This window comes from Streptomyces sp. NRRL F-5122 (assembly GCF_001507435.1).
Classification (GTDB): domain Bacteria; phylum Actinomycetota; class Actinomycetes; order Streptomycetales; family Streptomycetaceae; genus Streptomyces; species Streptomyces lannensis.
Map to the genome: position 1 here is coordinate 51302 of NZ_LMWH01000183.1, position 26342 is coordinate 77643.

Genomic DNA, 26342 nt, shown 5'->3' on the forward strand with positions numbered 1-26342 from the left:
ACGGTCTACTCCTCCCCCAGGATCTGCGGCACCTTGAAACGCTGCTGCTCCTGGGCCGGGGCGCCGGACAGCGCCTGCTCGGGGGTGAGCGACGGACGGACCTCGTCCGGGCGCATGACATTCGTCAGCGGCAGCGGGTGAGAGGTCGGCGGTACGTCTTGGTCGGCGACCTCGCTGACGCGGGCGACCGCGCCGATGATGTCGTCGAGCTGGCCTGCGAAGTGGTCGAGCTCTTCGGGCTTCAGCTCCAGACGCGCCAGCCGGGCGAGGTGGGCGACCTCCTCGCGCGTGATGCCAGGCATGCAGCGATCCTCTGGGGGTGAGAGTGTGTGGTTTGGGCCCAATCCTATGGCGCCGGTCCCAGTGCCCGCGCCTGGGTTTGCCCGCGGCCCGCCGTGCCGAGGGTCCGGTTCCGCCCGGGGCGGGACCGGCTACTCGTCACCCGTCGCCGCGGGGAGGGCCGCGCGGGGCCGCCGCCAGCCCCGCGCGCCGCGCGCCAGCAGCCATGCCGTGGTCTCCTCCGCCGGCATCGCGGCGGCGACCAGCCAGCCCTGGACCGCGTCGCACCCCAGGTCACGCAGCCGCTCCCACGTCTCGTCGTCCTCGACGCCCTCGGCGATGACGAGGAGACCCAGCGAGTGGGCGAGGTCGACCGTGCAGCGCACGATCTCGGCGTCCTCGGCGTCCACCGCCAGCCGTGCCACGAACGAGCGGTCGATCTTCAGCTCGCTGACGGGCAGCCGCCGCAGATGCACCAGCGACGAGTAGCCGGTGCCGAAGTCGTCCAGCGACATCTTCACCCCGTGCCCGGCCAGCGCGGCCAGGGTGTCCGCGGCCCGCTGCGGGTCCTCGAGGAGCACGTGTTCCGTTATCTCCAGCTGCAGCGCCCCCGCGGGCACCCCGTGCCGCGCCAGCCGGGCGGCGACCGCGCCGGCGAAACCGGGGCTGTGGACGTCCCGCGGCGAGACGTTGACGGCGACCGGGACCTTGAGCCCCTGCGCACGCCACCGTGCCACCTGCCCGAGAGCCGTCTCCAGCACGTACTCCGTCAGATGGGGCATCAGCCCCGACGACTCCGCGATCGCGATGAACTCGTCCGGGGGCACCCTGCCCCGCTCGGGATGCACCCACCGCACCAGCGCCTCGAGCCCGGCGACATGCCCGTCGAAGCGCACCTTCGGCTGGTAGTGCAGCTGCACCTCGTGCGCGTCCAGTGCACGCCGCAGATCTCCGAGCAGCCCGAGCCGGTCCGGGGTGTTCGAGTCCCGCTTGGACTCGTACACCTCCACGCCGGTGCGGTCCCGCTTCGCCTGGTACATCGCCACGTCGGCACGGCGCAGCAGGCCCTCCGCGTCGAGCGCGTGGTCGGGGAAGACGGCGACCCCGGCGCTGGCCTCCAGGACGAGCGTGAGCCCGTCGAGATCGAGCGGCGAGCTGAGGGCCGCGACCAGATTGCGGGCCGCCCGCGATGCCGACGTGGTGGAGTCCGCGACGGGCAGTAACACGGCGAACTCGTCTCCGCCGAGCCGAGCGGCCTCCGCCCCGCGCGGCAGTGCCAGCCGCAGCCGCTCCGCAATCTGCAGAAGCAGCCGGTCGCCGGCGAGATGCCCCAGTGTGTCGTTCACCGACCGGAAGCGGTCGAGGTCTATCAGCATCAGCGCGGCGCGGGCCCCGAGACGCTCGGCGTCGTCGAGCGCGGTCCAGGTGCGCGCCAGCAGCCACTGCCGGTTCGGCAGCCCGGTCAGAGGATCGCGCAACTGCTCCTCCGCGCGGACACGGGCTATCCACAGGGTGGAGTCCAGCGCCACGAGCGGTATGGCGAACAGCGGCAGCAGCATCGGAAGCGCCACGGCCACCACGCAGATGAGCGGCGCGATGCCGAGCAGCGCGACGGCCACGAGGCCCTGGCGGACCAGCGCCGGACGGGCGAAGGCGGGCAGCTCGTCGGTGTGCGGCGCGTGCAGGTACCAGAGCAGCAGCCGGGTCACCGCCAGGTACGCGGTGGCGACGAGGAGGACCTCGGGCAGGGCGTAGGCGGTCCAGTTCTGCGGGTCCCAGGGCGTCTCGACGGTCGGCACGCTGCCGAAGAGGGCCAGAACGAGTGCTCCGGCGCCCAGGCCGAGGATGTCGACCGCGCCCTGCTGGATGCCCAGGAGCCAACGGCCCGGCCGGGCGATGCCGACCAGCACGACCACCGTGAGGCTCACCAGCCCGGCGGGTACCCAGCCGTACAGCAGCAGGACGGCGAGCGTCAGGGCGGCGCCGGAGCCGGTGCCTCCCCACCAGTGGGCGCGTCCGAGCGCCACCAGGTGGCCCACGATGAGGCCGGTGAGCACGGCGAGCGACCAGCCGACCGTACCGGCGGGGAAGAGCGCGTGGTGTCCGTCGAACGCGTGATAGAAGCCGGCCCCGAGGACGAGGCCGGCGGCGGCGATGATCACGACGGGCAGCCCGGGCCGGGACCTGTGCTGCTCGCCGTCCTGGTCGTGCAGTCCGTGCAGTCCCACCACGTGCGCCGCGATCGGCGGTACCCGTCCGCTGGGGGCCCCCGGCCCCAGCCCCGCGCCGGGGAGAAGCCCCGGCACGGCGCTCGACGGGTGCGTACCCGCGCGCCCCGACGGCCTCGCTGTCCGGCGGCCGACCCGCCAGGTGCCGGCTATCCGGCACAGGGGCAGCCGTGAGTCCGGAGCGGCGCTCTCGGTCGGTTCCATTCCCGTCCCTCTCACAGCCGGCGGTGCCCACGCCACGCGGTCCGAGGCCCGACGAACCGTCAGGACCACCGCGTCCGAAAACCCACCACGCCTCCGGGCACGGCAGGCGCGCACCTCAACAGTAGGCCGCAGAAGGCTTCCACGGGCAGCGGTCGTCGACGGTTGCCCGAATGCGACCCGGCCACCCGTATGCATCTGGTATGCGCCGAACGGGTGACCTTGGACCGCTACTCCTCGGTCGGAAGCGCGACTTCTGCCGCCGCTTCCGGTCCTTGCTCCAACAGGACGCCGAAACCGGCCTCGTCGAGCACGGGGACCTTCACCTGCATGGCCTTGTCGTACTTCGATCCGGGATTCTCGCCCACGACGACGAACGACGTCTTCTTGGAGACGGAACCGGTCACCTTCGCCCCCCGGCTCTGCAGGGCGTCCTTGGCCCCGTCGCGTGTGAAGTGCTCCAGGGTGCCGGTGACGACGACCGTGAGCCCTTCCAGGGGGCGCGGGCCCTCGTCCTCCGCGGAGCCCTCCTCCTCCGTGCGGACGCCGGCGGCCTTCCACTTGCGGAGGATTTCGCGGTGCCAGTCCTCGGTGAACCACTGCTTGAGGGAGGCGGCGATGATGGGCCCGACCCCGTCGGTACCGGCCAGTTCCTCCTCGCTCGCCTGCTCGATGCGCTCGATCGAACGGAATTCGCGGGCCAGCGCCTCGGCGGCCACCGGGCCGACGTGACGGATCGACAGTCCGGTGAGGACGCGGGCGAGCGGGCGCTCCTTGGCCGCCGCGATGTTCTCCAGCATGGCGACGGCGTTCTTCCTGGGCTCGCCCTGCTGGTTGGCGAAGACCGTGGCGACCTTCTCCTCGCCTGTCTTCGGGTCCCGCTTGGGCAGACCGCTGTCCTGGTCGAGGACGTAGGCCTTGATGGGCAGCAGCTGCTCGACGGTGAGGTCGAAGAGGTCGCCCTCGTCCTTCAGCGGCGGCTCGGACGGCTCGAGCGGCTTGGTGAGGGCCGCGGCGGCCACGTATCCGAAGTGCTCGATGTCCAGCGCCTTGCGACCCGCGAGGTAGAACAGGCGCTCGCGCAGCTGGGCCGGGCACGCACGTGCGTTCGGGCAGCGGAGGTCGACATCGCCCTCCTTCATCGGCCGCAGCGGTGTGCCGCACTCGGGGCACTCGGACGGCATCACGAACTCCCGCTCCGTGCCGTCGCGCAGATCGACGACCGGACCGAGGATCTCCGGGATGACGTCACCGGCCTTGCGCAGCACCACCGTGTCCCCGATGAGCACCCCCTTGGCCTTGACGACGTCCTGGTTGTGCAGGGTGGCGAACTCGACCTCGGAGCCCGCGACGGTCACCGGCTCGACCTGCGCGTACGGCGTGACCCTGCCCGTACGGCCCACACCCACGCGGATGTTGATGAGCCTGGTGTTGACCTCCTCGGGCGCGTACTTGTACGCGATCGCCCAGCGGGGGGCGCGGGAGGTGGAGCCGAGCCGGCCCTGGAGCGGGATCTCGTCGAGTTTGACCACGACTCCGTCGATCTCGTGCTCCACCGAGTGGCGGTTCTCGCCGAAGTAGGCGATGAACTCCCGTACGCCGTCGAGGTCGTCGACCACCTTGTTGTACTTGGCGGTGGGCAGGCCCCAGGAGTGCAGCAGGCCGTACGCCTCGGAGAGACGGCCGAGGCCGTCCTGGAAGCCCTCCAGCGCACCGATGCCGTGCACCACCATGTGCAGCGGGCGGGTGGCCGTGATCCGCGGGTCCTTCTGGCGCAGCGAACCGGCCGCCGCGTTGCGCGGGTTGGCGAAGGGCTTGTCACCGCCCTCCACCAGGCGGGCGTTCAGCTCCTCGAACTTCTCCATCGGGAAGTAGACCTCGCCCCGGATCTCCACGAGGTCGGGGACGCGGTCGCCGTCCAGGCGGTCCGGAATCTCCGCGATCGTACGGACATTGGGGGTGATGTCCTCGCCGGTGCGGCCGTCGCCCCGGGTCGCCGCCCGGGTCAGGCGGCCGCGCTCATAGGTGAGGTTGACCGCGAGGCCGTCGACCTTCAGCTCGCACAGGAAGTGGTACGCGGAGGTGCCGACCTCCTTGGCGACGCGATCCGCCCAGGCGGCCAGCTCCGCATCGTCGAACGCGTTGTCGAGGGAGAGCATGCGCTCGCGGTGCTGGACGGCCGTGAACTCGGTCGCGTACGCGCCGGCGACCTTCTGGGTCGGCGAGTCGGGCGTGCGCAGATCGGGATACTCCTCCTCCAGCGCCTCCAGGGAGCGCAGGAGCCGGTCGAACTCCGCGTCGCTGACGACGGGGGCGTCCTTCACGTAGTACCGGAAGCGGTGCTCCTCGATCTGCTCAGCGATCTGCGCGTGCTGCTCCCGCGCCTCGGCGGGCGCCGTGGTCTCCGCTTGCTTGTCGCCGGCCACCGTGTTGTCCTCCCGTTACTCTGGGTTCTCCGCGAGGGATCTCGCCGCCCGGACGCAGTGGGCGAGCGCCTTGCGGGCGAAGTCCGGGGACGCGCCCGCCAGGCCGCACGTCGGCGTGACCGTGACCGCCTCCGCGAGAAGCCCCGGATTCAGCCCCAGCCTGCGCCACAACGTCCTGACACCCATGACGCTACCGGCAGGGTCCGACAACGGGACGTCCGTGCTCGCCACCACCCCGGCGAAGAGCCTGGTGCCCCCCTCCACCGCCTCTCCGATCGCGTCGTCGTCACGCTCGGTGAGCAGCGAGAAGTCGAAGGAGACGGCCGCCGCGCCCGCCCTGCGCAGCAGCGCGAACGGAACGTCCGGCGCGCACGAGTGGACCACGACCGGCCCGTCCGCGTGAACCCCGACGACGTCCCGCAGCGCGGCCTCGACGACCTGCCGGTCGACGGCCCCGTGGGTCCGGTAGCCGCTGGCGGTCCTGACCTGCCCGCGCAGGACGGAGGTGAGCGAGGGCTCGTCCAGTTGCAGCACGATCCGTGCGCCGGGGATGCGCCGGCGCACCTCGTCGAGGTGCAGCCGCAGCCCCTCGCCGAGCGACCCGGCGAGATCGCGGCAGGCCCCGGCGTCGGAGAGCGCCGCCTCGCCGTTCCGCAGCTCCAGCGCGGCGGCGAGCGTCCAGGGGCCCACCGCCTGCACCTTCAGCGGCCCCTCGTAGTCCTGGGTGAACTCCTCCAGCGCGTCGAGGTCCTCACCGAGCCAGGAGCGGGCCCGCCTGCTGTCCCGCCCCGGCCGGTCGGAGAAGCGCCAGCCGCTCGGTTCCACGCGCGCGTACAGGTCGACGAGCATCCCCGCGGTCCGTCCGATCATGTCGGCGCCGGGCCCGCGGGCCGGAAGCTCGGGAAGGAACGGGAAGTCCTCGAAGCTCCCGGTGACGGTCTTGGCCGCCTCCCGCGTGTCGTCTCCGGGCATGGACCCGACACCGGTGGCGGCGCCGAACCTGAACTCGCTGTTTTCACTCACCCCGGAAGACTACGGAACCCGTCGGCGCGGTCAGCGCCCCGGCCGTACCGTCAGGTCGTTGACCTCCGCGTCCCTCGGCAGATCCAGGCACATCAGGATCGTCGTCGCCACCGACTCCGGGTCGATCCACTGCGACGGGTCGTACGCCTTGCCCTCCTGCTGATGGACCTTGGCCTGCATCGGGCCCGCCGTGCGGCCGGGATGGACCGAGGTGACCCGGACGCCATGCGCGTGTTCCTCCTCGCGCAGCGCGTCCGCGAGTGCCTTCAGGCCGTGCTTGGAGGCGGCGTACGCGGACCACTGCGCATGGGCGCTCAGACCGGCCCCGGAGTTCACGAACACCACATGGCCGCGCGCGGCGCGCAGCTGCGGCAGGAAGTGGCGGGTCAGCTCGGCGGGTGCGACCAGGTTGACGTCGAGCTGGTGGTGCCAGGACTTCGGGGTCAGTTCGTCCACCCGGCCCAGGTCGACCACACCGGCGATGTGCAGCAGGGAGTCCACCCGGTCCGGCAGGGTCTGGTGGGAGAACGCCCAGGACAGCCTGTCCGGCTCCGCGAGATCGCCCACCAGGGTCTTCGCCCCCGGGAACTCCGCCGTCAGCTCCTTCGCGCGTCCCGCGTCGCGCACGTGCAGCACGAGGTCGTCCCCGCGCGCGTGCAGGCGGCGGGCCACGGCCGCGCCGATGCCGGAGCCCGCTCCGGTGATCACATGTGTAGCCATGTGCGCCATGCTCGCACCCCGGTGCTAGCGGATTCCGTTCGACTCCTCCAGATACGCCAGCGCCCCCACCGGCTCCTCCGCGAAGAACACGAGTTCCGTGAGCGGCCGCGGCAGGAAGCCCTCGTCCTCCATGCGGCGGAACTGCTCCTTGAGGCCGTCGTAGAAGCCGGCCGTGTTCAGCAGGACCACCGGCTTGTCGGTGTGCCCGTGCTTCTTCAGCTCCAGGATCTCGGTGGCCTCGTCGAGCGTCCCGGTCCCACCGACCATGATCACGACCGCGTCGGCCTTCTCCAGGAGCAGCCGCTTGCGTTCGGCGAGGTCCTTCGCGATCACCATCTCGTCGGCGCCCGCCCTGGCCTTGGCCGCCAGGAATCCGACGGAGACACCCACCAGCCTGCCGCCCGTCTCCTGCACACCGTCCGCGACCACCTTCATGAGACCCGTGTCGGAACCTCCCCACACCAGGGCGTGGCCGCCCTTGCCGAGCAGTTCCCCGAACTGGCGTGCAGGTCCCGTGTACCGGTCGGCGAGGTCGGCGGCGGAGAGGAAGACGCAGATGTTCATGCCGTAACCGTACGCGGGAAGAATCGGCGGCCGGCGGGCGCTGTTCGGATATGGCCGAAGGACACACGATCACCATCGAGCAAGGCGACCGGCATGTGCGCGCGGTGCACGGCGGGCAGGTGCTCGCGGAGAGCGACCGGGCCCTCGTACTCCACGAGACCGGCTGTCCCCCGCGGTACTACATCCCCGCCGAGGACGTACGCCTGGACCTGCTGACGCCTTCCGAGACGCACACCGTCTGCCCCTTCAAGGGCACCGCGTCCTACTGGTCCCTGCCGGACGCGGCGGACCTGGTGTGGGCGTACCCCGAACCCAAGTCCGACGTCGCGAGGATCAAGGACCACCTCTGCTTCTACGAAGTAGAGGTGTCGTGAGCGATTAACGCGGTCGTCTGCGGCAGTCTCACAGGTATGGACAAGCAGACGATCTCGCGCGACGGCACCCGCATCGCATACCGACGCACCGGACAGGGCCCGGCGGTCGTCCTCGTGAGCGGCGCGATGTCCACGGGCGCCACGGTGGCGCCCCTGGCCGCGCGTCTCTCGGACCGTTTCGACGTCTTCGTGTACGACCGCAGGGGCCGCGGCGACAGCGGCGACACGCGGCCGTACGAGGTGGCGCGGGAGGTCGAGGACCTCGCCGCGCTCATCGAGGCGGCGGGCGGCGAGACGGCGCTGTACGGCATCTCGTCGGGCGGCGCACTGGTGCTCGAGGCCGTGGCGAGCGGTCTGCCGGTGCGGCGGGCGGCCGTGTACGAGACGCCCTTCGCCGACTACGGCGGCGGCACCGAGGAGCGCGCGGAGTACACGGGACAGCTCACCGAGGCGCTCGAGCAGGATCGGCGCGGTGACGCGGTGGAGCTGTTCCTCCGGCTCACCGGGCTGGCCCCCGGGATGATCGCGAACGCCCGACGGTCCCCGATGTGGGCGGACATGGAGGCGATCGCCCCGACCCTCGCCTACGACGACGCCGTGATGGGCGACGGGCTGGTGCCCCGGGACCGGCTGGCCGGGATCACCGTCCCCGTTCTGGCCGTCGCCGGCTCCGCAAGTCCCGAGTGGCTGCGCCGCGCGACGAAGTCGGTCGCGGACGCGGCGCCCGAGGGCACGTACCACGTGCTGGAGGGCCAGAACCACATGGTGGAACCGCAGGTGCTCGCGCCGGTGCTGGCCGAGTTCTTCTCCCGTTAGGGCGGGCGCTCAGGCCACCGCGCTCGATGCGCGTGTGGTGGACGCGATCGTCGCCGAACCCACTACGCGTGTGCCGTCGTACAGGACGACGGCCTGGCCGGGGGCGACGCCCCGGACCGGCTCGGCGAAGTCGACCCTGAGTTCGCCGTCGACGAGTTCCGCGACGACCTCGCTCTCGCCGCCGTGGGCGCGCAACTGGGCGGTGTAGGAGGCGGAGCCGACCGGTGCGGCGCCGCACCAGCGCGGCTTGACCGCCGTCAGGCCGTCGACGTCGAGGGAGGACGCCGGGCCGACCGTGACGGTGTTGTCCACCGGCGAGATGTCCAGGACGTAGCGCGGCTTGCCGTCGGGTGCGGGGGTGCCGATCCTGAGGCCCTTGCGCTGGCCGATCGTGAAGCCGTAGGCGCCGTCGTGCGTGCCCAGCCTGGCACCGGACTCGTCGACGATGTCGCCCTCGGACGTGCCGAGCCGCCGGGCGAGGAACCCCTGGGTGTCGCCGTCCGCGATGAAGCAGATGTCGTGCGAGTCGGGCTTCTTGGCGACCGCGAGGCCGCGGCGCTCGGCCTCCGCGCGGATCTCGTCCTTGGTGGTGACGGTGTCCCCGAGCGGGAACATCGCGTGGGCCAGCTGCCGGTCGTCGAGGACTCCGAGGACGTACGACTGGTCCTTCGCCATGTCGGAGGCCCGGTGCAACTCGCGTGTGCCGTCGTCGAGGGTGACGACCTTGGCGTAGTGCCCCGTGCAGACCGCGTCGAAGCCGAGGGCGAGCGCCTTGTCGAGCAGCGCGGCGAACTTGATCTTCTCGTTGCAGCGCAGGCACGGGTTCGGGGTGCGCCCGGCCTCGTACTCGGCGATGAAGTCCTCGACCACGTCCTCACGGAACCGGTCGGCGAGGTCCCAGACATAGAACGGGATGCCGATGACGTCCGCGGCGCGCCGGGCGTCGCGCGAGTCCTCGATGGTGCAACAGCCGCGCGCACCCGTGCGGAAGGACTGCGGGTTCGCGGACAGCGCGAGGTGGACACCGGTGACGTCATGGCCCGCTTCGGCGGCGCGGGCGGCGGCGACGGCGGAGTCGACCCCGCCGGACATGGCGGCGAGGACGCGGAGGGGGCGCTGCGGGGTCTCAGTCATAGCCCTTCAAGAGTACGGGCCCGCGGGGAACCGGAGCGCGTGAGTATCCGTTGACGATCACATGGGGGACGGCAGGACGGGGAAGGACGGCGACCGGCGACTCGGGCGCCGGGCGCTCATCGTCGGAGGCGCCGCGGCAGCGGTGGGCACGGCCGCGCTGGCGCGGGACGAGCTGTCACACCTGTGGTGGCGGCTGCCCGGCGTCGAGAAGCCCCGTGTCGAGGGCGCGGTGGACTTCCGCGGAGCCAGGTGGGTGGCGGCCTCGCCGGCGAACCTGCGGCGTGCCGACCGGCCCGACGACTACGTCATAGACCGCGTGATCATCCACGTCACCCAGGGCGGTTACCGCAGCGCGGTACGGGCCTTCCAGAACGCGGGGCACGGTGCGGCGGCGCACTACATCGTGCGCAGGGACGGCGGTGTCACGCAGATGATCCGTGAACTGGACGTGGCGTTCCACGCGGGCAACCGGGCGTACAACGAGCGCAGCGTCGGCATCGAGCACGAGGGGTTCGTGGAGGACGCCTCCTCGTTCACGGACGCCATGTACGAGGCGTCCGCGCGGCTCACGGCGGCGATATGCGAGCGCTACGGCATGGCCGTGGACCGGGAGCACATCATCGGGCACGTGGAGGTGCCGGGCACGGACCACACGGATCCGGGCCCGCACTGGGACTGGGGCCGCTACATGGGGCTCGTACGGCGGGCGCGGACGGCTCGGGCGTAGCGGCGGAGCAGCCGGCCAAGGATGTGACACACATCACACCTCACAGATACTGCGGGCGGCCTTCTCGAAACATGGGTCCGAAGCGTCCCACGCTTCATACATGACCTGGTGAACGTCGAATGGGCTTCATTTCAGCGGGAGTCGGGACGTACAGCCGCGCACCGGCCGGTGAGGGCCCGCACGGCATCCGTCCGACTCGACCCCACGCCTTGCACCACCCCCGGGTCAAGCGCCGTGCGCCGTGACCCGCGCCACAGCCTCCGCCCTCAGGTCAGCCCCGCGGTGCGGGCACGCTCCACCGCGGGTCCGATCGCCTTGGCGACCGCCTCCACATCGGCCTCCGTGGACGTGTGCCCGAGGGAGAAGCGCAGGGTGCCGCGGGCGAGGTCCGGAGCGGCGCCGGTGGCGAGCAGCACATGGCTCGGCTGGGCGACCCCGGCGGTGCAGGCGGAGCCGGTGGAGCACTCGATGCCCTGTGCGTCCAGCAGCAGGAGCAGGGAGTCGCCCTCGCAGCCGGGGAACGTGAAGTGGGCGTTGGCCGGGAGCCGGTGCACCGGGTCGCCTCCCAGGATCGCGTCCGGGACGGCCGAACGGACCGCCGCGATCAGGCCGTCGCGCAGGGCGCCGATCTCACGGGCGAACCACTCCCGCTGCTCGGCGGCGAGCCTTCCGGCCACGGCGAAGGAGGCGATGGCCGGAACATCGAGGGTGCCGGAGCGCACATGCCGCTCCTGTCCGCCGCCGTGCAGGACCGGGACGGGGCTGTACTGACGGCCGAGGATCAGCGCGCCGATCCCGTACGGACCGCCGATCTTGTGGCCCGAGACGGTCATCGCGGCAAGACCGGAGGCCTCGAAGTCCACCGGGACCTGGCCGAACGCCTGGACCGCGTCGGAGTGCACCGGGATGGCGAACTCCGTCGCGACCTCGACGAGTTCGCGGACCGGCATGACGGTGCCGATCTCGTTGTTGGCCCACATGACCGTGACGAGCGCGACGTCCTCGGGGTTGCGGGCGATGGCCTCGCGCAGCACCTCCGGCCGGACGCGGCCGTAGGAGTCGACGGGCAGGTATTCGACCGTTGCGCCCTCGTGCTCGCCCAGCCAGTGCACCGCGTCGAGGACGGCATGGTGTTCGACGGGGCTGGAGAGCACGCGCGTACGGGCCGGGTCGGCGTCGCGGCGGGACCAGTACAGGCCCTTCACCGCGAGGTTGTCGGCCTCGGTGCCGCCCGAGGTGAAGACGACCTCGCTCGGACGGGCGCCCAGCGCCTCGGCCAGGGTTTCGCGCGCCTCCTCGACGGTTCGTCTCGCACGGCGGCCGGATGCGTGCAGCGAGGAGGCGTTGCCGGTGATGCCGAGTTGCGCGGTCAGTGCCTCGACCGCCTCGGGGAGCATCGGAGTGGTCGCGGCGTGGTCGAGGTAAGCCATGGTGGGCCTGATTCTACGGGCCCGCCCCGCACGGCCCGAGCCCCGGAGCCCCCTGTGCGGCTGCCGGCGGTCGGCCCGTCGTCCGCGGGTCCGGCCGTCGGCGTGCGGGCCGCTGCCTACAGGCTCCAGGACACGGTGTGGTCCAGCTGCATGGCGGTCACGAGGACCACCAGGTCCGCGACGCCCAGGCCCAGGCCAAGGAGCGCCCGGCCCCGGCGTGCGGTGCCGCGCCACAGCGCCACGGCGGCCAGGGTGATCGCGATGGGGCCGAGGAGGACGTTCAGCACGAGGAGGCCGAGCAGGCCCAGGATGAAGGACGCGACGGCCATGCCGTCCGCGTCGCGGCTCCCCCCGGCGCGGGCCGGTTCGGCGCCGGCCTCGGTGTGTGCGGTTCGTACGGCGGTGAGATGCATGATGCGTCGACTCCCGACGGTCGGTTCGTGTGCGCGGGTCAGTGGGCGGACGTCTGCCGCCTGCGCCCGTGCCGCTCGCGGATCGCGAAGACCACGAGCCACACGGCGATCACGCCTGCGGCGACGAGGGTGACGGGGAGCGGGGTGTGGGCAACGGTTCCCATGACCATGCCCAGCAGTAGGAGTGCGGCGACGAGGAACAGCATCGGATCCCCTCCGGTATGCCTCTCATGACAGTTCGGTGAACGGTTGTGGTTACAGTCGTTCACTGACTATGGAGTCTAGCGCGCCCGACGGCTTTTCAATTCCGGAGAACAGTTGTTAACTGCATGGCATGAGTCACACCCTCGGCATCCGGCAGGCCCAGAAGCAGAAGACCCGGCAGGCGCTCCTGGACGCGGCCTTGGGGCTGCTGGAGGAGCAGAGCCTGAGCAGCCTGGGCCTGCGTGAGGTCACCCGCGCCGTCGGTGTCGCTCCGACCGCCTTCTACCGGCACTTCCGGTCGACCGCGGACCTCGGCGTGGAGCTGGTCGAGGAGGCGCTCGGCAGCCTCCACCCGATGATCGGGTCCACGGTGTCCGCGACGGGCGACAGCGACGAACGCATCACCCGCGCCGTCGATCTGATCGCCCGCCATGTCGACGCGTACCCCGCCCATGTGCGCTTCATCGCACGTGAGCGGCACGGCGGCGTCCAGCCGGTCCGGGAGGCGATCCGCCGTCAACTGGCCCGGTTCGCCGAAGAGGTGAAGGTGGCGCTGGCCGGCCGACCCGAGTCCGCCGGGTGGAGCGACGAGGACCTGCTGATGCTCGCGGGTCTGTACGTCGACCAGATGCTGATGACCGCCTCCCAGTTCCTGGAGGCGATGGAGGGCCCCGCCGAGGAGCGAGAGCGGGTGGCCCGAACGGCGGCCCGGCGGCTACGGCTCGTCGGCATCGGCCGCCACCACTGGCAGGACTGACCGGCGCGGCCGAGGTCCGGCCCGCGCACACGACCGCGCCGGCCGCCACCACCGGCAGGACCGACCGGCGCCCGCGACACCACCGGCGCCCGAGGTCCGGCCCGCGCCGGGCCCGTCCGGACCCGCGCGCCCGACCGTCGGCGCACGACGCGCAGCACGTAAGCGCACCCTCGGGGCGCGGCTCCCCGTCCGGCCAGGGCGGCCGGACGGGGCTCAGGACGTGAGCCGGACCCGGGCCAGCTGCCGGGACTGCGCGACCAGACGGTCCGCACTGTCCCAGACCTCGGCGTCCTCCTCCAGGAACCCGCCGGCGAGATTGCGCGTGGTGATCGACACCCTGAGCGGACCCGGCGCCGGGCGGCACCGCACATGCACGGTCAGTTCGACGGTCGGCACCCAGCCCGAGATCCCGAGCTCGAAGGCGGTGGGCGGCAGGGCGTCCACCGCGAGCAGCAGGGACAGCGGGTCGGCGTCGCGGCCGTCGGCCAGCCCGAACCACGCCCTCATCTCGCCCTTCCCGGACGGTGAGCCGAGCGCCCAGCCGAGGGTCGCGGGATCGAGCCGGAGCTTGAGCCGGTCGGTGATGGCCGAGCTGCCGGAGACCGGCGCCGGACCGTCCTCGGGACCGAAGCACCGGTCCGGAGGCGGGATGGCGGGCGGCTTCGCGCTCGTACGGACGTCGTCGGGCAGGGAGTCCAGATCGCCGTACGAGGCGAGGACGCGGATCCGCTCGACCTCGTTGCCCTCGTCGTCGTACTGGAAGAGCGACGCCTGGCCGGTGGAGAGGGTGCGGCCGGTGCGGACGACGTCCGTGCGGATCACCGCGGGTCCCGGCTGGGAGGCGGTGAGGTAGTGCGCGGAGACGGTGAACGGGTCGCGGTGCGGCAGCGCGTCCCCGAGGGCGCGACCCAGCACGGCCAGCAGATAGCCGCCGTTGACGGCGTTGATGATCGTCCAGCCGGCGGAGAGGTCGATCCCGTAGACGCCGGGTTCCCGGAGGGTGACCGCGGTGTCCCGGTCGAACTCGCTGTCGCCGATCGCGGCGCGCGCGGCCTGCGCGGTAGCTGCTTCTGCCATGCCTGAACGGTACAACAAGTAATTACTAAGCAGTAGCTTTTCCCGTTGCGACTCGATGACGGTTCCGTCGAATCCATATGGATCCGGACACCCATAGGTGAGATTTTGGCAATTTCTGAGTAAGTGTCCGCACTCGTCCGTGACCGATGGCCCCCCGTTTCCCTCTCAGAAGACGTACAGCGTGATCCGCACGTTCACAGGAAGAGACGGATACGCCGATGAGTCTGACCGGGACGCCGTTCCTCTTCACGTCGATCGCCCTCGTGACGGTCGCCCTGCTCCTGCCGCTGCTCCTGTGGTCGCGGATCCGCGGCCCGATGGCGCTCCGGCACGTCGCCCGCGTCCTGATGCTGCTGTTCGCCCAGACGACGGCGATCACCCTGGTCTTCGTCATGGTCAACAACGCCAACAACCTGTACGACAACTGGGCGGACCTCCTCGGCACGGGCAACCATGTACGGCGGGCCTCCGACCTCGGCAAGGACGGCACGGGCGGCATCCAGGTCAAGGCCCTGCCCAGGGTGCGCCAGACGTTCACGCCCGCCGACGGTGCCGGCGCGCACGCGGCCGGCGGGGTGCGCGTCACCCAGCTCAGGGGACGGGTGTCGGGCGTCGAGGCCGAGGTCTACGTCTGGCTGCCGCCGCAGTACGACGAGCCCGCCTACCGGCACAGAAAGTTCCCGGTGGTGGAGCTGCTGTCGGGGTATCCCGGCTCGGCCAAGGCCTGGTTCGGAACACTGAGGGTGCACGAGCAACTGCTGCCGCTGATGCGCAGCGGGCAGGTGGCGCCGTTCATCCTCGTGGCCCCGCGCACCAACCTCATCGCGAAGGTCGACACCGGCTGCGCGAACATCCCGGGCGTCGTGAACGCCGACACCTGGCTCAGCATCGACGTGCCCAAAATGGTGACGGACAACTTCCGCGCCCGGCCCGCGCCGGACGGCTGGGCGGCCGCCGGATACTCCGCCGGGGCGCACTGCGCCGCCAAGCTCGTCGTGGCGCACCCCGACCGGTACCGGGCCGCGATCAGCCTGTCCGGCTACAACGACCCGATCGGCGAACGCCACTCGCTCGCCGCGCGGAGCCTGTCGCTCCGCCGGGAGAACAACCCGTTCATGCTGCTGAGGGGCTACCGCACGCCGCCCCGGATCTCGCTGTACCTGTCCGGCCAGCTGGGCGACGGCTACCAGGCCGCGGTGGCGCTTCGGGCCCTCGCCGCGCCGCCGACGACGGTCCGCGCGGTGCTGATCCCGCGCAGCGCGGGGGGCCACAGCATGGCCCTGTGGCGGCCCCAGATCCCGTACGTCTTCACCTGGCTGACCCAGCAGATGACCGGCACGGCGGTCACCGGGACTACTCCTCGGCAACCGTGGAGCGACGATTCCAGGCCCGCGGCGCTCGCCAGTGGAACCTCATCGCCAGCAGCCGTAGTACGAAGGCGGTGACGACGGCCAGCCCGGACGTGAAGGGTGTCAGCACCTCGTAGTGGATGCATATCGCCACCATCGTGGCGCCGACGATTGCCGGTACCGCGTACAGGTCCCGGTCCCAGCGCAGCAGCGAGGGCACCTCGTTGGCGAGGACGTCGCGCAGCACGCCGCCGCCCACGGCCGTGGCCAGGCCGAGGGCGGCGGACGAGGTGAGTCCGAGCCCGTGGTCGTACGCCTTCGTCGTGCCGGCGACGCAGAACAGCCCGAGGCCGGCCGCGTCGAAGACGTTGACGGCGACCTGGATGCGCTCCACCTGCGGATGGAGGAAGAAGACCAGCAGGGCGGCGAGCAGCGGGGTCAGGAAGTACCCGAGGTCGGTGAAGGCGGCCGGCGGCACGGCGCCGATGACCACGTCACGGAACAGCCCTCCGCCCAGCGCGGTGACCTCGGCGAGCACGGCGATGCCGAAGACGTCGAAGTTCTTGCGGACGGCCAGCAGCGCGCCGGAGATCGCGAAGACGAAGATGCCGACGAGATCCAGTGTGTGCTGGACGGAGGGGCTGAACAATTGCTGGAGCACCCTTATATTCTCACCCATCAGCGAGGGTGCACCTTACAAACCAAGGTGAAAGAAGCGAAACGCCCAGGGTTACAGGGCGGGCTTCCCCGTCGTGAAGAGCCACTTCTGGAACAGGTCGTCGAGCTGCTGTCCGGAGATCTTCTCCGCGAGCCGCATGAAGTCGTCCGTGTTCGCGTTGCCGTACCGGTGGAGCTTCGTCCACGCCGGCAGCAGCTTGAAGAACGCGGTGTCGCCGATGCGCTCGCGCAGCGCCTGGAGCGTCATCGCGCCCCGCTGGTAGACCGCGGAGGCGAACATGGTGTCGCGCTGCGGGTCCGCCACCTTGACCTGCCAGAAGGAGCTGTCGGCCGGGCGCGAGTTGTATCCAGCGAGGAAGGAGTCGTGCGCGGAGGCGGTGCCCCTGTGCTCGCTCCACAGCCACTGGGCGTACGTCGCGAAGCCCTCGTTGAGCCAGATGTCCTTCCAGTGCTCCACCGAGACCGAGTCGCCGAACCACTGGTGGGCGAGCTCGTGCACGATGGTCGACTCCGAGCGCACAGCCGAGTACGCGGGCTTCGACTGGACCTCCAGCGAGAACCCCGCCTCCGGCATGTCGTCGACGATGGCGCCGGTCTCCTCGAAGGGGTACGGCCCGAAGATCTTCGACCAGTAGTCGGTGGCCTCGGCGGTGACGCCGTACACGTCGACGCTGTTGCTGCCGGCCAGGACGGGGTCGATGGCGACGTAGATCGGGATGCCCGACGGGGTCCTGCCGGTCTTCACGTCGAACTTGCCGATGGTCGCCGTCGCCAGGTAGGTCGCCATGGGCCTGGACTCGCGCCAGTGGGTCACGGTCCGGCCGCCCTCGCCGTGGGTGGATATCAGGCGGCCGTTGGAGACGGCGGTCAGGCCCTTGGGGGCCGTGATGCGGATGTCGTAGGTGGCCTTGTCCGACGGGTGGTCGCTGGACGGGAACCAGGTGGAGGCGGCGTTGGGCTCGCAGGCGACGAAGACTCCGTCGGCCGTCTTCATCCACCCGTAGCTGGAGCCGAAGACGATGGGACCGCCGAGCGGCTCCGGGACGCCGCCGTAGGTGACCGTGACCGTGAAGTCCCGGCCCTTGGACAGGACACCCTTGGGGGTGATGCGTATCTCGTCGCCCTCGCGCGTGAAATGGGCGCGTCTGCCGTTCACTTCGATCCCTGTGACCTGGAGCTTCTGCAGGTCGAGATCGAAGGAGGAGAGGTTCTGGGTGGCGCGGGCCGTGAGCGTCGTGCGGCCGTCGAGCCGGTCCGTGTCCGGGTTGTACGCCACATCGAGGGCGTAGTGGCGGGCGTCGAAGCCGCCGTTGCCCAGCTGCGGGAAGTAGGGGTCACCGATGCCGTCGGCTCCCGGGCGGGGAGCGGAGGAGGCGGCGATGGCCAGGAAGGAGGCCGCCGCGGTGACGAGGACCCCTAAGCGTGCCGAACGGGAGAGTGCCATGAGTCGTCCCTTCGAGCGTGCTGTCGATCAGACGGACACGCCAGACTCTGCGCTCTCCCGTTCGGGCATGTGCATGACTTTGCCAACTCGTCATGCGTTACTTCTCGGTTGACTCCTGTCCTGCCGAAGCCTCCGGCTTGCCGGACTCCGCGGAGGTGTCCGCGTCGGCGGCGGGGACGGACTCGTCGGAGTCCTCGGAGGCGCCGGACTCCTCCGGAGCGTCCTGTGACCCCTCGGCGTCGGACGCGGCCTCGGCAGCCGCGGCACCCTCGGTCTCAGCGACCGCGGGCTCCTCGGAGGCGGCCACGGCCTCCACCTCGGCGGCGACCGCCGCCGACGTCTGGGCCGACTCCTCCAGCACCTCCTCGGGCACCAGCTCCGCGGCCTCCTTGGCGGCGGACAGCAGCACCGTGTCCTGCGGGGCCTGGTCCTCGAAGTTCTCCGGGTGGTGGCAGGCCACCCGCTGTCCGGGCTTCAGCTCCAGCAGCTGCGGCTCGGTGGTGCGGCAGATCTCCGTCGCCTTCCAGCACCGGGTGTGGAAGCGGCAGCCGGTCGGCGGCGAGATCGGCGAGGGAACGTCACCCTTGAGCAGGATGCGCTCGCTCTTCTCGTTCTTGCGCTTCGGGTCCGGGATCGGCACGGCCGACATCAGCGCCTTGGTGTACGGGTGCATCGGCGCCTTGTACAGCGAGTCGCGGTCGGAGAGCTCCACGACCTTGCCGAGGTACATCACCGCGATCCGGTCCGAGACGTGCCGGACGACCGACAGGTCGTGCGCGATGATCACATACGTCAGGCCCAGTTCCTCCTGGAGGTCGTCCAGCAGGTTCACGACCTGCGCCTGGATCGACACGTCCAGCGCGGAGACCGGCTCGTCGGCCACGACCAGCTTCGGGCTGAGCGCGAGCGCGCGGGCGATGCCGATGCGCTGGCGCTGACCACCGGAGAACTCGTGGGGGTAGCGGTTGTAGTGCTCGGGGTTGAGACCCACGACCGACAGCAGCCGCTGCACCTCCTTCTTGATGCCGCCCTCGGGCTCGACGCCCTGGAGCTTGAAGGGGGCGCCCACGATGGTGCCGATGGTGTGACGCGGGTTCAGCGAGGAGTACGGGTCCTGGAAGATCATCTGCACATCGCGGCGCAGCGGACGCATCCCTGCGACGCCGAGGTGCGTGATGTCCTTGCCCTCGAACTCGACCTTGCCCGCGGTCGGTTCCAGCAGCCGCGTGATCAGCCGGCCCATGGTCGACTTACCGCAGCCGGACTCACCCACGACGCCCAGGGTCTCGCCCTTGCGTACCTCGAAGTCGATGCCGTCGACGGCGCGCACCGACCCCGTCTGCCGCTGGAGCAGGCCCTTGCGGATCGGGAAGTGCTTCTGGAGCCCCGTCACCTTCAGCAGGATCTCGCCGGACTGCGACCCCCCGGTGGGGGCGGCACCGTCACTCTGCGCAGGGATCTTCACTGCTTTTTCGTCGCTCACAGCTTCGGCGCAATCTCTTCGGTCCAGATACGCTCCCGCTGCTCCTGCGTCATGTGGCAGGCCGCCCAGTGCCGGCCGCCGACTTCGGCCAGCTCGGGGCGGACCGTGCGGGTGACGTTGTCCTTCGGGATGTCCGCGTACGGGCAACGCGGGTTGAAGGCGCAGCCGGACGGGATGTTGATCAGCGAGGGCGGGGAGCCCTTGATCGGGATGAGGCGGTCGATGTCGTCGCGGTCGAGACGCGGCATCGAGCCGAGCAGACCCCAGGTGTAGGGGTGGCGGGGCTCGGAGAACACCGACTCGGCGGGCCCGCGCTCCACACAGCGGCCTCCGTACATGACGAGCAGGTCGTCGGCCATCTCGGCGACGACACCGAGGTCGTGCGTGATCATGATGACCGCGGAGCCGAACTCCTTCTGCAGATCCCGGATCAGGTCGAGGATCTGCGCCTGCACGGTGACGTCCAGGGCGGTGGTCGGCTCGTCGGCGATGAGCAGCTCGGGGTTGTTCACCAGCGCCATCGCGATCATCGCGCGCTGGCGCATACCGCCGGAGAACTCGTGCGGGTAGCCGTCCACCCGCTTGTCGGGCTCGGGGATGCCGACCCGGTCCAGCATCTCGATCGCGCGCTTCTTGGCGGCCTTCTTGCTGACGTCGTGGTGGACCCGGTAGGCCTCGACGATCTGCGTCCCGACCGTGTAGTAGGGGTGCATGGCCGACAGCGGGTCCTGGAAGATCATCGCCATCTTGCGACCGCGCATGCGGCGCACCTCGTCGGGGTCGGCCGCGATCAGTTCCTGACCGTCGAGCCACACCTCGCCGGAGACCTTGGCGTTCGCCGAGCGGTGCAGGCCCATCACACCGAGCGAGGTGACGGACTTGCCGGAGCCGGACTCACCGACGATGCCCAGGGTCTTGCCCCGCCGCACGTCGAAGCTGACGCCGTCCACCGACTTGACCAGACCGTCGTCGGTCTGGAAGTGGATGCGCAGATCGCGAACGGAGAGGAACGCGTCGTCGGCGTCGGACGGGGCGACAGGGGCCGGCTCGCCCAGCGCCGCCTTTTCGAGCTTGCTCACGAGTACCTCACGCGGGGGTCGATGGCTGCGTACACCAGGTCGACGAGGAGATTGCAGAAAACGATGAAGAACGCGGCGACCAGGGTCACGGCCATCACGATGGGCAGGTCGTTGTCCCGGATGGCCTGGATCGAGTACGCGCCGATCCCCTGGAGGGAGAAGACGGTCTCGGTGAGCACCGCGGTACCGACGAGCGTGCCGAAGTCCATGCCGAAGATGGTCACGATCGGCGTGAGCGTGGACCGCAGGCCGTGCTTGGCCACGACGGTGGACTCCTTGAGGCCCTTGGCCCGGGCCGTCCGGATGTAGTCCTCGCCCATCGTCTCCAGCATGCCCGCCCGGGTGAGCCGGGCGTAGGTGGCGGAGAACAGGAACGCGAGGCTGATCCAGGGCAGCAGCAGGTGCCAGGCCCAGTCGGCCGGGTTCTGGGTGAACGGCACGTAGTCGGTGCTGTCCCACACGGGCCACTGGTAGACGAACAGCGCGTTGATCACCTGGCCGGTGAAGAAGATCGGCAGCGAGACACCGGCGAGCGCGATGAACATCGCGAGGCGGTCCACCGGCTTGCCCTTGCGAAGCGCCGAGATGACACCGGTCGTCACACCGAAGATCAGCCAGATCACCGCCGCGCCGACTGCCAGCGAGAAGGAGACCGGGATGCGCTGTGTGAGCTGAGGCCACACCTCGACGTGACTCTTGAAGGAGTACCCGAAGCAGGGGGCGCTGCAGTGCGTGGCATCGGGGCCGAACTTGTAGTCGGCGCCGACGAACAGGCCCTTGATGTAGTCCCAGTACTGGATGTAGATGGGCTGGTCGAATCCCAGGTTCTTCTTGATCGCCGCGATGGACTCGGGGTTGGCGTCCTTGCCGACGTACTGGGTGGCCAGCTGAGTGGCTGTCTGGCCGCCCAGGCGGGGGACCAGGAAGAAGATTGCGAAGGTGACTGCGCTGACCACCAGCAGCAGTACCACGGCGCCGAAGACGCGTCGGATGATGTACGCAGCCACAGCTGTGCGGCTCCGGGTGGCCGGGACGGAGTGTGTCCGTCCCGGCCACCCGGTGCCTTCACCTGCCTTTCGGGGGTATCCGGCCTGCTGTTACTTCGAGGAGCTCAGCAGCGTGTAGTCGTACATGCCGAGGTACGCCTGCGTGACCGTGACGTTGGTCGCGGACGTAGGCCTGATCAGCAGGTTCTTGCGGTAGACGAGCGGGACGACCGAGGCGTTGTCCATGACCATCTTGTCGATGTCGCCCCAGGCCTTGGTGCGGGCCGCCGAGTCGGTGTTGGCGATCGCGTCCGCAAGGGCCTTGTTGATCTTCGGGTCGTTCAGCTCCATCAGGTTGTTGCCGCCCGAGGGCTTGATGGCCGAACCGTCGATGATCTGGTCGAGGAAGCCGTAGCCGGTCGGCCAGTCGGCGCCCCACGCCATCATCATCATGCCGAGCTTGTGCTGGTGGACGTAGCTCGGGACACCGGCGAAGTTGGAGAAGTACTTGCCGGAGGGGTACTGCTTGATGTCGACCTTGATGCCGACGGCCTTCAGCGAGTTCTGGATGGCCGTGGCGGCCGCGACCTCGGAGGCACGGTCGGAACGGGCCGTCAGCGTGGTGGAGAAGCCGTTCGGCTGACCGCACGCCTTGAGCTCTTCCTTGGCCTTGGCCGCGTCACCCTTGTTGCCCGGGGTCGGGTAGGTGTCGAACTTGGTGTAGCCGTTGACCGACGGCGGCAGCAGCGTGGTGGCCACGTCACCCTTGGGCGAACCGCCCATGGCGTCGAGCACCGACTGCTTGTCGAGGGCCCACTGGACCGCCTTGCGGCAGTGCTCGTTGTTGAACGGAGCAACGTTCACGTTCAGGGCCATGTAACCCGTGGCGCCCGCGTAGGAGTTGTCCGTCTGCTTCGAGTACTTGCCGGACAGGATGCGCGGCTGGGTCTGCGGCTGCACACCCGCGCCGGCGATGTCCGCCGTGGTCTTGTCAGCCATCAGGTTGTTGTCGATGGTGACGCCGTTGACCTTGAACTTGACGTTGATCTTGTCCGGCAGCGCCTTGCGGATCGGGTCCGACTTCGGGTCCCAGTTCGGGTTGCGGACGAGGGAGGCGCTGGCGCCCTCCTCGTACGACTGGAACTTGTAGGGGCCCGAGGACACGATGTGCTGGACGTACTTGGCGCCGTCGTCCTTCGCCGCCGGCACGGGGGCCGTCTGGGAGAAGGTGGCCAGGTAGTCGAAGTCAGCGAACGGCTTCGCCAGGTGGAAGACGATCGTCTGGTCGTCCGGCGTCTCGATGGACTTCAGGCCGTCGGGCGACTTGTCCTTGTAGGGACCCTTGTACTTGTCGCCGCCCTCGAGGTAGGCCTTGAAGTACGTCGGGCCGTTGGAGAGGGCCTCGGGCGCGAAGTTGGAGCGCTCAATCGCGTACTTGACGTCCTTGGACGTGATCGGCGTGCCGTCCTCGAACTTCAGGCCGGAGCGCAGGTGGTACGTCCAGGTCTTGGCGTCGGCGCTGGCCTTGCCGAGGGACTCGGCGAGGTCCGGGACAACCGTGAGGCCGTCCTTGCCGGCGGCCGGCTTGAACGTGACGAGCGTACGCGCGTAGAGACGCGAGAAGTTCTGCACGAAGCCGTAGTACGTGTTGCCCGGGTCCAGGGAGTCCGGCACGTCCGAGTCCTCGAGGTTGACCGTCCCCCCCTTCTTGCTCGACGCGTTGACGATGGAGTCCAGCGCCGCGTCCTTCTTGGCGTTACCGCCGTTGCTGCTGTTGTTGCCGCCTCCGCCGCCGCCACACGCGGCAGCGCCCAGCGAGAGCGCGATGACCGTCGCCACGGCGGCGGTTACCCTTCTCGTCTTCACGTGAGGAAAGCCCCCTCTATCGATGGATCACTTGCTGCGAGGATCGAGCGCATCACGCAGCCCGTCACCCAGCAGGTTGAATGCCAGGACGGTGATGAAGATCGCCAGACCGGGCACGAACATGTACTGCGGATCTGCGGTGTAGAGATCCACGGCGTTGCTGAGCATGCCGCCCCAGGAAGCCTGCGGCGGAGCGATACCGACTCCGAGGAAGCTCAGCGCGGCCTCGAAGAGAATGTTCGTCGGAATGATCAGCGTCGAGTAGACGAGGATCGGCGCGACGAGGTTGGGGAGCAGCTCCCGGAACAGGATGTACGGGCCGCGGGCACCCAGGCTGTGGGCAGCCTCCACGAACTCCCGGCGCCGCAGCGTCATCGTCTGGGCGCGCACGATACGACCGATGTAGGGCCAGCTGAAGAAGCCGATCACGAAGATCAGCACGCAGATACGCAGCGACAGGCCGTTCAGGCCGAAGAAGCCGTCCTGCACCGAGGCCGAGATGGCGATGGCGAAGAGCAGCAGCGGGAACGCCAGGAAGGTGTCCATGAGCCGGCTGATGACGCTGTCGATCCAGCCGCCGTAGTAGCCGGCGACGACGCCCAGCACGGTACCGATGACCACCGAGAGGAGCGTGGCACCGCCGGCGACCAGGAGCGAGACCCAGGAACCGTCGATGATCCGGGCGAGCATGTCGCGGCCGTACTGCGGGTCCACGCCCAGCGGGTGCGCCCAACTCATGCCGCCCCAGGCGCCCTTCGGCGCCAGCAGCGCAGGGTCGATGAGGTCCTGGTGGAACTTGTCGGGGTCGAGCCCGAAGATCCACTCGATCGGCTTGGCGAGCACCGCCATCAGCACGAGCAGGATGACGACGATGCCACCTGCCACCGCCACCTTGTCCCGCTTGAACCGGGTCCAGGCGATCTGACTGAGGGAACGCCCCTCGATCTGGCTCTTCTTGGCCCCGGAGAGCACAGATTCGGGCGGCGCTCCGGCCTCCGCGCCGGTGGTCTCGATCGGTGCGGTCACAATGACCTGACCCCTCTGGCCGGTGGTCACCGGCCTTTGTCCGCCGCTGTGGGCGGCTTGATTCGCTTACGTGCTCCGCGGCGGCCGCACGATGGTGGCGGCCCAACTGTCCAACTGATCCAGTGATTGGTTCGATCGCAGGATCGATGGCCTCGCGTCTGAGAGGCGAGTCTTCAACGCGTTCACGATCACGCGCCAGGTCTGATGGAGAAAGTATGCGTAACCGTGATGACGACTGGGGGATTCTGTTATCCGGACAACGAGGCGCGCCTACCGGACGAGGGGCCGCCGAAACCTCGTCCACGAAACATCCGGCACTCCCGCACCGTTCGCACCTCGCGGTTGCAGCACTTGCAGGCCAGGAGGCCGGAAGCGCGCCGGCAGGGGGTTTCCCCCGTTGCGGGGCACTCCGATGCACCATGCACCGAAATTCCGGGGCCAACCGCCTTTCCCGCCGGCGAAGCTTTGCGATCCGGTGCGTGATCACCGCGGATCCTCCGACGGCGGGCCGCTGCCGGGTGCCGGGCGATCTTCACAGTCACGACGCCGGAGCCGGCGTCTCACCCGGGCCGAGCTCGACGACATGCGTCGCCCGGGCCCGCCCACGCCGGCCGAGGCCAGGCTGACGCCCGGTCAGTATGACGCCGTACCTGCGGAACCGACCCTGTCTGCAAGGGAGAATCCACTGCAGGAACGATTCGCCTGTTGTGAGCGGGCCGCAGGTCCCCTGGCACTCGGTGCCTTGACGGAGGACGGGCGGCACAGGCGGACACGGTGCACGGTCCCGTACGGGGCTGCGCCACCGTCACCGCGCCTTCGGGGCCATGATCACGAGTTAGTTCGTCAGGCACCCTTCAGCGGGCCGTCGGACCCGGCACGTACCCCGTCGATCGGGGGTGGACCACGTACGGCGGCACCGGGGGTGGTCGTCGCGCAAGGGCATCCGGACGGGGCAACTCGCCCGCCCCGAAGCACCGTTGAGCCCTCTGAGCCGCGTGAGCGGCGACGGCGACGCGGTCCCGCGGCAGCTGCACGTCCCGGCCCGGGCACCTGCCGCACCGAGGGCCATCCCCCGCAGCGGACACGTCGACGGCAGCGGCCGGCGCGGCGAGCGGTCCGGCGGGGAGGGGGAAGGAGGTCAGTAGCCCCCGCCGACCGGCGGGTACCCGTAGCCTCCGGCCGCGGGAGCCTGGACCGGGGCCGCGTGGGCCTCACGGTCGTAGAACGGACGGGCGCCGGCACGCAGCCACAGCACGACGGGGTCGTAGTCGTCGGACATCACGACGGTCGACACGGGCAGGCCGTCGGGCACGGCGACGATCGACTGCTGCATCATCGCGCGTACCGAGTCGACGGCGGGCGGCGAGGTGTCGTACACATCCAGGCCGATCGCCAGGTACGGCGCGCCGAGGGCGGGCTGCACCCAGGCCCGGCGCAGCGAGCGGAGCGCGGGAGTGCGGTGCGCGTTCTGCGCGAGGAGGGCGTAGAACTGCGGGATCTCGATGGCCGGTTCGGACAGCCGCAGCGGTCCGGCGGGCTGGCGCTCGAGACCGGTGGCGATCCGCCGCAGATCCGGCCAGGGGATGCCGACGCCGCCGCCCGGTGCGTGCGGGTTGAGCCACAGCCCGTAGTGGTCCGGGTAGAGGGTGCGGGCCGCGTCGAGGCCGTCGACCACTTCGTACGAGCGGTTCCAGCCGCTGGCCGAGAGCTCCTGGGCGGAGGTGACACAGGGCGCGTAGCCGTGGCCGTCCACCTCCATGTTCCCGTACTGGGCGTCGGGGGATCCGGCCTGGCCGTGCCAGAGCAGCATCCAGACCTGGCCGGACGACGGGGTCGCGAGCGCGCGAAGAAGCGCCTCGTAGGCGTCGTAACGCCCGGGCGTCACCTGGCGCAGCATGTGCTCGACCTGCCCGGCCGCGGCCGTGCCCGACGCGCTCACCCTCTACCGCCCCTTCACCACGAACCTGACAACCCCGAAGGATGTCTCCCGAGCGCCGGCGCGAACCGAGCCGCACCGCCCCGACCGAGCCATTCTTCCTTGCCCGGGGACACCACACC

Annotated in this window: 24 protein-coding genes; 5 read left to right on the forward strand and 19 right to left on the reverse strand. The window is 70.2% G+C overall.

Features of this window, described 5'->3' with window-relative positions:
• Positions 1-5: 5 nt before the first annotated feature.
• The 6 genes from gatC to ADL25_RS19000 all read right to left on the reverse strand — a co-directional run bounded on the left by gatC (position 6) and on the right by ADL25_RS19000 (position 7441).
• On the reverse strand, positions 6-302 hold the full coding sequence (gene gatC / locus ADL25_RS18975) for an Asp-tRNA(Asn)/Glu-tRNA(Gln) amidotransferase subunit GatC (RefSeq protein ID WP_004925108.1): 297 nt from the start codon (positions 300-302) through the stop codon (positions 6-8).
• A 129-nt stretch (positions 303-431) separates the two neighbouring features.
• On the reverse strand, positions 432-2711 hold the full coding sequence (locus tag ADL25_RS18980) for a putative bifunctional diguanylate cyclase/phosphodiesterase (protein ID WP_059128954.1): 2280 nt from the start codon (positions 2709-2711) through the stop codon (positions 432-434).
• 227 nt (positions 2712-2938) lie between these two features.
• On the reverse strand, positions 2939-5134 hold the full coding sequence (ligA, locus tag ADL25_RS18985; RefSeq protein ID WP_059128955.1) for an NAD-dependent DNA ligase LigA: 2196 nt from the start codon (positions 5132-5134) through the stop codon (positions 2939-2941).
• 15 nt (positions 5135-5149) lie between these two features.
• Positions 5150-6157 (reverse strand): methionine synthase, encoded by a 1008-nt coding sequence (locus tag ADL25_RS18990; protein WP_059128956.1) that lies wholly within the window; start codon positions 6155-6157, stop codon positions 5150-5152.
• A gap of 30 nt (positions 6158-6187) precedes the next feature.
• Positions 6188-6886 (reverse strand): SDR family oxidoreductase, encoded by a 699-nt coding sequence (locus tag ADL25_RS18995; protein WP_059128957.1) that lies wholly within the window; start codon positions 6884-6886, stop codon positions 6188-6190.
• 15 nt (positions 6887-6901) lie between these two features.
• The gene (locus tag ADL25_RS19000; protein WP_059128958.1) at positions 6902-7441 is read right to left on the reverse strand and encodes a TIGR00730 family Rossman fold protein; all 540 of its coding nucleotides are present in this window, start codon (positions 7439-7441) and stop codon (positions 6902-6904) included.
• A gap of 50 nt (positions 7442-7491) precedes the next feature.
• Between ADL25_RS19000 and ADL25_RS19005 the strand changes: the two genes are divergently transcribed.
• The gene (locus ADL25_RS19005; RefSeq protein ID WP_059128959.1) at positions 7492-7815 is read left to right on the forward strand and encodes a DUF427 domain-containing protein; all 324 of its coding nucleotides are present in this window, start codon (positions 7492-7494) and stop codon (positions 7813-7815) included.
• A gap of 36 nt (positions 7816-7851) precedes the next feature.
• The gene (locus ADL25_RS19010) at positions 7852-8631 is read left to right on the forward strand and encodes an alpha/beta fold hydrolase (RefSeq protein WP_059128960.1); all 780 of its coding nucleotides are present in this window, start codon (positions 7852-7854) and stop codon (positions 8629-8631) included.
• A 9-nt stretch (positions 8632-8640) separates the two neighbouring features.
• Here the strand turns inward: ADL25_RS19010 and mnmA are convergent, their stop codons facing one another.
• Positions 8641-9765 (reverse strand): tRNA 2-thiouridine(34) synthase MnmA, encoded by a 1125-nt coding sequence (mnmA, locus tag ADL25_RS19015; protein WP_059128961.1) that lies wholly within the window; start codon positions 9763-9765, stop codon positions 8641-8643.
• Positions 9766-9826: 61 nt separating this feature from the next.
• On the opposite strand from mnmA, the gene ADL25_RS19020 reads away from it, so the two are divergent.
• Positions 9827-10492 carry an N-acetylmuramoyl-L-alanine amidase gene (locus ADL25_RS19020; RefSeq protein ID WP_059128962.1) on the forward strand — a complete coding sequence of 222 codons (666 nt, stop codon included), beginning with the start codon at positions 9827-9829 and terminating at the stop codon, positions 10490-10492.
• Between the two features lie 266 nt (positions 10493-10758).
• Here the strand turns inward: ADL25_RS19020 and ADL25_RS19025 are convergent, their stop codons facing one another.
• From ADL25_RS19025 to ADL25_RS49785, 3 genes are all read right to left on the reverse strand, one after another.
• Complete coding sequence (locus tag ADL25_RS19025) at positions 10759-11922, reverse strand: cysteine desulfurase family protein (protein WP_059128963.1); 1164 nt, start codon at positions 11920-11922, stop codon at positions 10759-10761.
• A gap of 116 nt (positions 11923-12038) precedes the next feature.
• Positions 12039-12335: a hypothetical protein gene (locus ADL25_RS19030; protein WP_059128964.1), complete on the reverse strand. Its 297-nt coding sequence runs from the start codon at positions 12333-12335 to the stop codon at positions 12039-12041.
• A gap of 38 nt (positions 12336-12373) precedes the next feature.
• Positions 12374-12541 carry a hypothetical protein gene (locus tag ADL25_RS49785; protein ID WP_199839179.1) on the reverse strand — a complete coding sequence of 56 codons (168 nt, stop codon included), beginning with the start codon at positions 12539-12541 and terminating at the stop codon, positions 12374-12376.
• Positions 12542-12669: 128 nt separating this feature from the next.
• Between ADL25_RS49785 and ADL25_RS19035 the strand changes: the two genes are divergently transcribed.
• Complete coding sequence (locus ADL25_RS19035) at positions 12670-13296, forward strand: TetR family transcriptional regulator (RefSeq protein WP_059128965.1); 627 nt, start codon at positions 12670-12672, stop codon at positions 13294-13296.
• 213 nt (positions 13297-13509) lie between these two features.
• Here the strand turns inward: ADL25_RS19035 and ADL25_RS19040 are convergent, their stop codons facing one another.
• Positions 13510-14373 carry a thioesterase family protein gene (locus ADL25_RS19040; RefSeq protein WP_059128966.1) on the reverse strand — a complete coding sequence of 288 codons (864 nt, stop codon included), beginning with the start codon at positions 14371-14373 and terminating at the stop codon, positions 13510-13512.
• 218 nt (positions 14374-14591) lie between these two features.
• Here ADL25_RS19040 and ADL25_RS19045 point away from each other — a divergent pair, with 218 nt between their 5' ends.
• Positions 14592-15818 carry an alpha/beta hydrolase gene (locus ADL25_RS19045; protein WP_059128967.1) on the forward strand — a complete coding sequence of 409 codons (1227 nt, stop codon included), beginning with the start codon at positions 14592-14594 and terminating at the stop codon, positions 15816-15818.
• Here ADL25_RS19045 and ADL25_RS19050 read toward each other — a convergent pair.
• The 8 genes from ADL25_RS19050 to ADL25_RS19085 form a co-directional block, all read right to left on the reverse strand.
• Positions 15727-16383, reverse strand: a complete 657-nt coding sequence (locus tag ADL25_RS19050; protein ID WP_059128968.1) for a trimeric intracellular cation channel family protein — start codon at positions 16381-16383, stop codon at positions 15727-15729. The genes ADL25_RS19045 and ADL25_RS19050 overlap by 92 nt on opposite strands.
• Positions 16384-16452: 69 nt before the next feature.
• The gene (locus ADL25_RS19055; RefSeq protein ID WP_059128969.1) at positions 16453-17844 is read right to left on the reverse strand and encodes a M1 family metallopeptidase; all 1392 of its coding nucleotides are present in this window, start codon (positions 17842-17844) and stop codon (positions 16453-16455) included.
• 97 nt (positions 17845-17941) lie between these two features.
• The gene (locus tag ADL25_RS19060; protein ID WP_059128970.1) at positions 17942-19309 is read right to left on the reverse strand and encodes an ABC transporter ATP-binding protein; all 1368 of its coding nucleotides are present in this window, start codon (positions 19307-19309) and stop codon (positions 17942-17944) included.
• Between the two features lie 14 nt (positions 19310-19323).
• The gene (locus ADL25_RS19065) at positions 19324-20406 is read right to left on the reverse strand and encodes an ABC transporter ATP-binding protein (protein ID WP_059128971.1); all 1083 of its coding nucleotides are present in this window, start codon (positions 20404-20406) and stop codon (positions 19324-19326) included.
• Positions 20403-21413, reverse strand: a complete 1011-nt coding sequence (locus tag ADL25_RS19070; RefSeq protein ID WP_059128972.1) for an ABC transporter permease — start codon at positions 21411-21413, stop codon at positions 20403-20405. The genes ADL25_RS19065 and ADL25_RS19070 overlap by 4 nt, the downstream gene beginning before the upstream one ends.
• Before the next feature lie 90 nt (positions 21414-21503).
• Positions 21504-23258 carry an ABC transporter substrate-binding protein gene (locus tag ADL25_RS19075; RefSeq protein WP_059128973.1) on the reverse strand — a complete coding sequence of 585 codons (1755 nt, stop codon included), beginning with the start codon at positions 23256-23258 and terminating at the stop codon, positions 21504-21506.
• 27 nt (positions 23259-23285) lie between these two features.
• Positions 23286-24284: an ABC transporter permease gene (locus tag ADL25_RS19080; RefSeq protein WP_059129004.1), complete on the reverse strand. Its 999-nt coding sequence runs from the start codon at positions 24282-24284 to the stop codon at positions 23286-23288.
• Positions 24285-25422: 1138 nt separating this feature from the next.
• Complete coding sequence (locus ADL25_RS19085; protein WP_059128974.1) at positions 25423-26223, reverse strand: enhanced serine sensitivity protein SseB C-terminal domain-containing protein; 801 nt, start codon at positions 26221-26223, stop codon at positions 25423-25425.
• Between the last annotated feature and the right edge of the window lie 119 nt (positions 26224-26342).

Excerpts from the sequence above, each read along its gene's own strand:
- gatC (WP_004925108.1), bottom strand. The coding sequence starts at position 302 with ATGCCTGGCATCACGCGCGAGGAGGTCGCCCACCTCGCCCGGCTGGCG.
- ADL25_RS18980 (WP_059128954.1), bottom strand. The coding sequence starts at position 2,711 with ATGGAACCGACCGAGAGCGCCGCTCCGGACTCACGGCTGCCCCTGTGC.
- ADL25_RS18995 (WP_059128957.1), bottom strand. The coding sequence starts at position 6,886 with ATGGCGCACATGGCTACACATGTGATCACCGGAGCGGGCTCCGGCATC.
- ADL25_RS19000 (WP_059128958.1), bottom strand. The coding sequence starts at position 7,441 with ATGAACATCTGCGTCTTCCTCTCCGCCGCCGACCTCGCCGACCGGTAC.
- ADL25_RS19005 (WP_059128959.1), top strand. The coding sequence starts at position 7,492 with ATGGCCGAAGGACACACGATCACCATCGAGCAAGGCGACCGGCATGTG.
- ADL25_RS19010 (WP_059128960.1), top strand. The coding sequence starts at position 7,852 with ATGGACAAGCAGACGATCTCGCGCGACGGCACCCGCATCGCATACCGA.
- mnmA (WP_059128961.1), bottom strand. The coding sequence starts at position 9,765 with ATGACTGAGACCCCGCAGCGCCCCCTCCGCGTCCTCGCCGCCATGTCC.
- ADL25_RS19020 (WP_059128962.1), top strand. The coding sequence starts at position 9,827 with ATGGGGGACGGCAGGACGGGGAAGGACGGCGACCGGCGACTCGGGCGC.
- ADL25_RS19025 (WP_059128963.1), bottom strand. The coding sequence starts at position 11,922 with ATGGCTTACCTCGACCACGCCGCGACCACTCCGATGCTCCCCGAGGCG.
- ADL25_RS19030 (WP_059128964.1), bottom strand. The coding sequence starts at position 12,335 with ATGCATCTCACCGCCGTACGAACCGCACACACCGAGGCCGGCGCCGAA.
- ADL25_RS49785 (WP_199839179.1), bottom strand. The coding sequence starts at position 12,541 with ATGCTGTTCCTCGTCGCCGCACTCCTACTGCTGGGCATGGTCATGGGA.
- ADL25_RS19035 (WP_059128965.1), top strand. The coding sequence starts at position 12,670 with ATGAGTCACACCCTCGGCATCCGGCAGGCCCAGAAGCAGAAGACCCGG.
- ADL25_RS19040 (WP_059128966.1), bottom strand. The coding sequence starts at position 14,373 with ATGGCAGAAGCAGCTACCGCGCAGGCCGCGCGCGCCGCGATCGGCGAC.
- ADL25_RS19045 (WP_059128967.1), top strand. The coding sequence starts at position 14,592 with ATGAGTCTGACCGGGACGCCGTTCCTCTTCACGTCGATCGCCCTCGTG.
- ADL25_RS19055 (WP_059128969.1), bottom strand. The coding sequence starts at position 17,844 with ATGGCACTCTCCCGTTCGGCACGCTTAGGGGTCCTCGTCACCGCGGCG.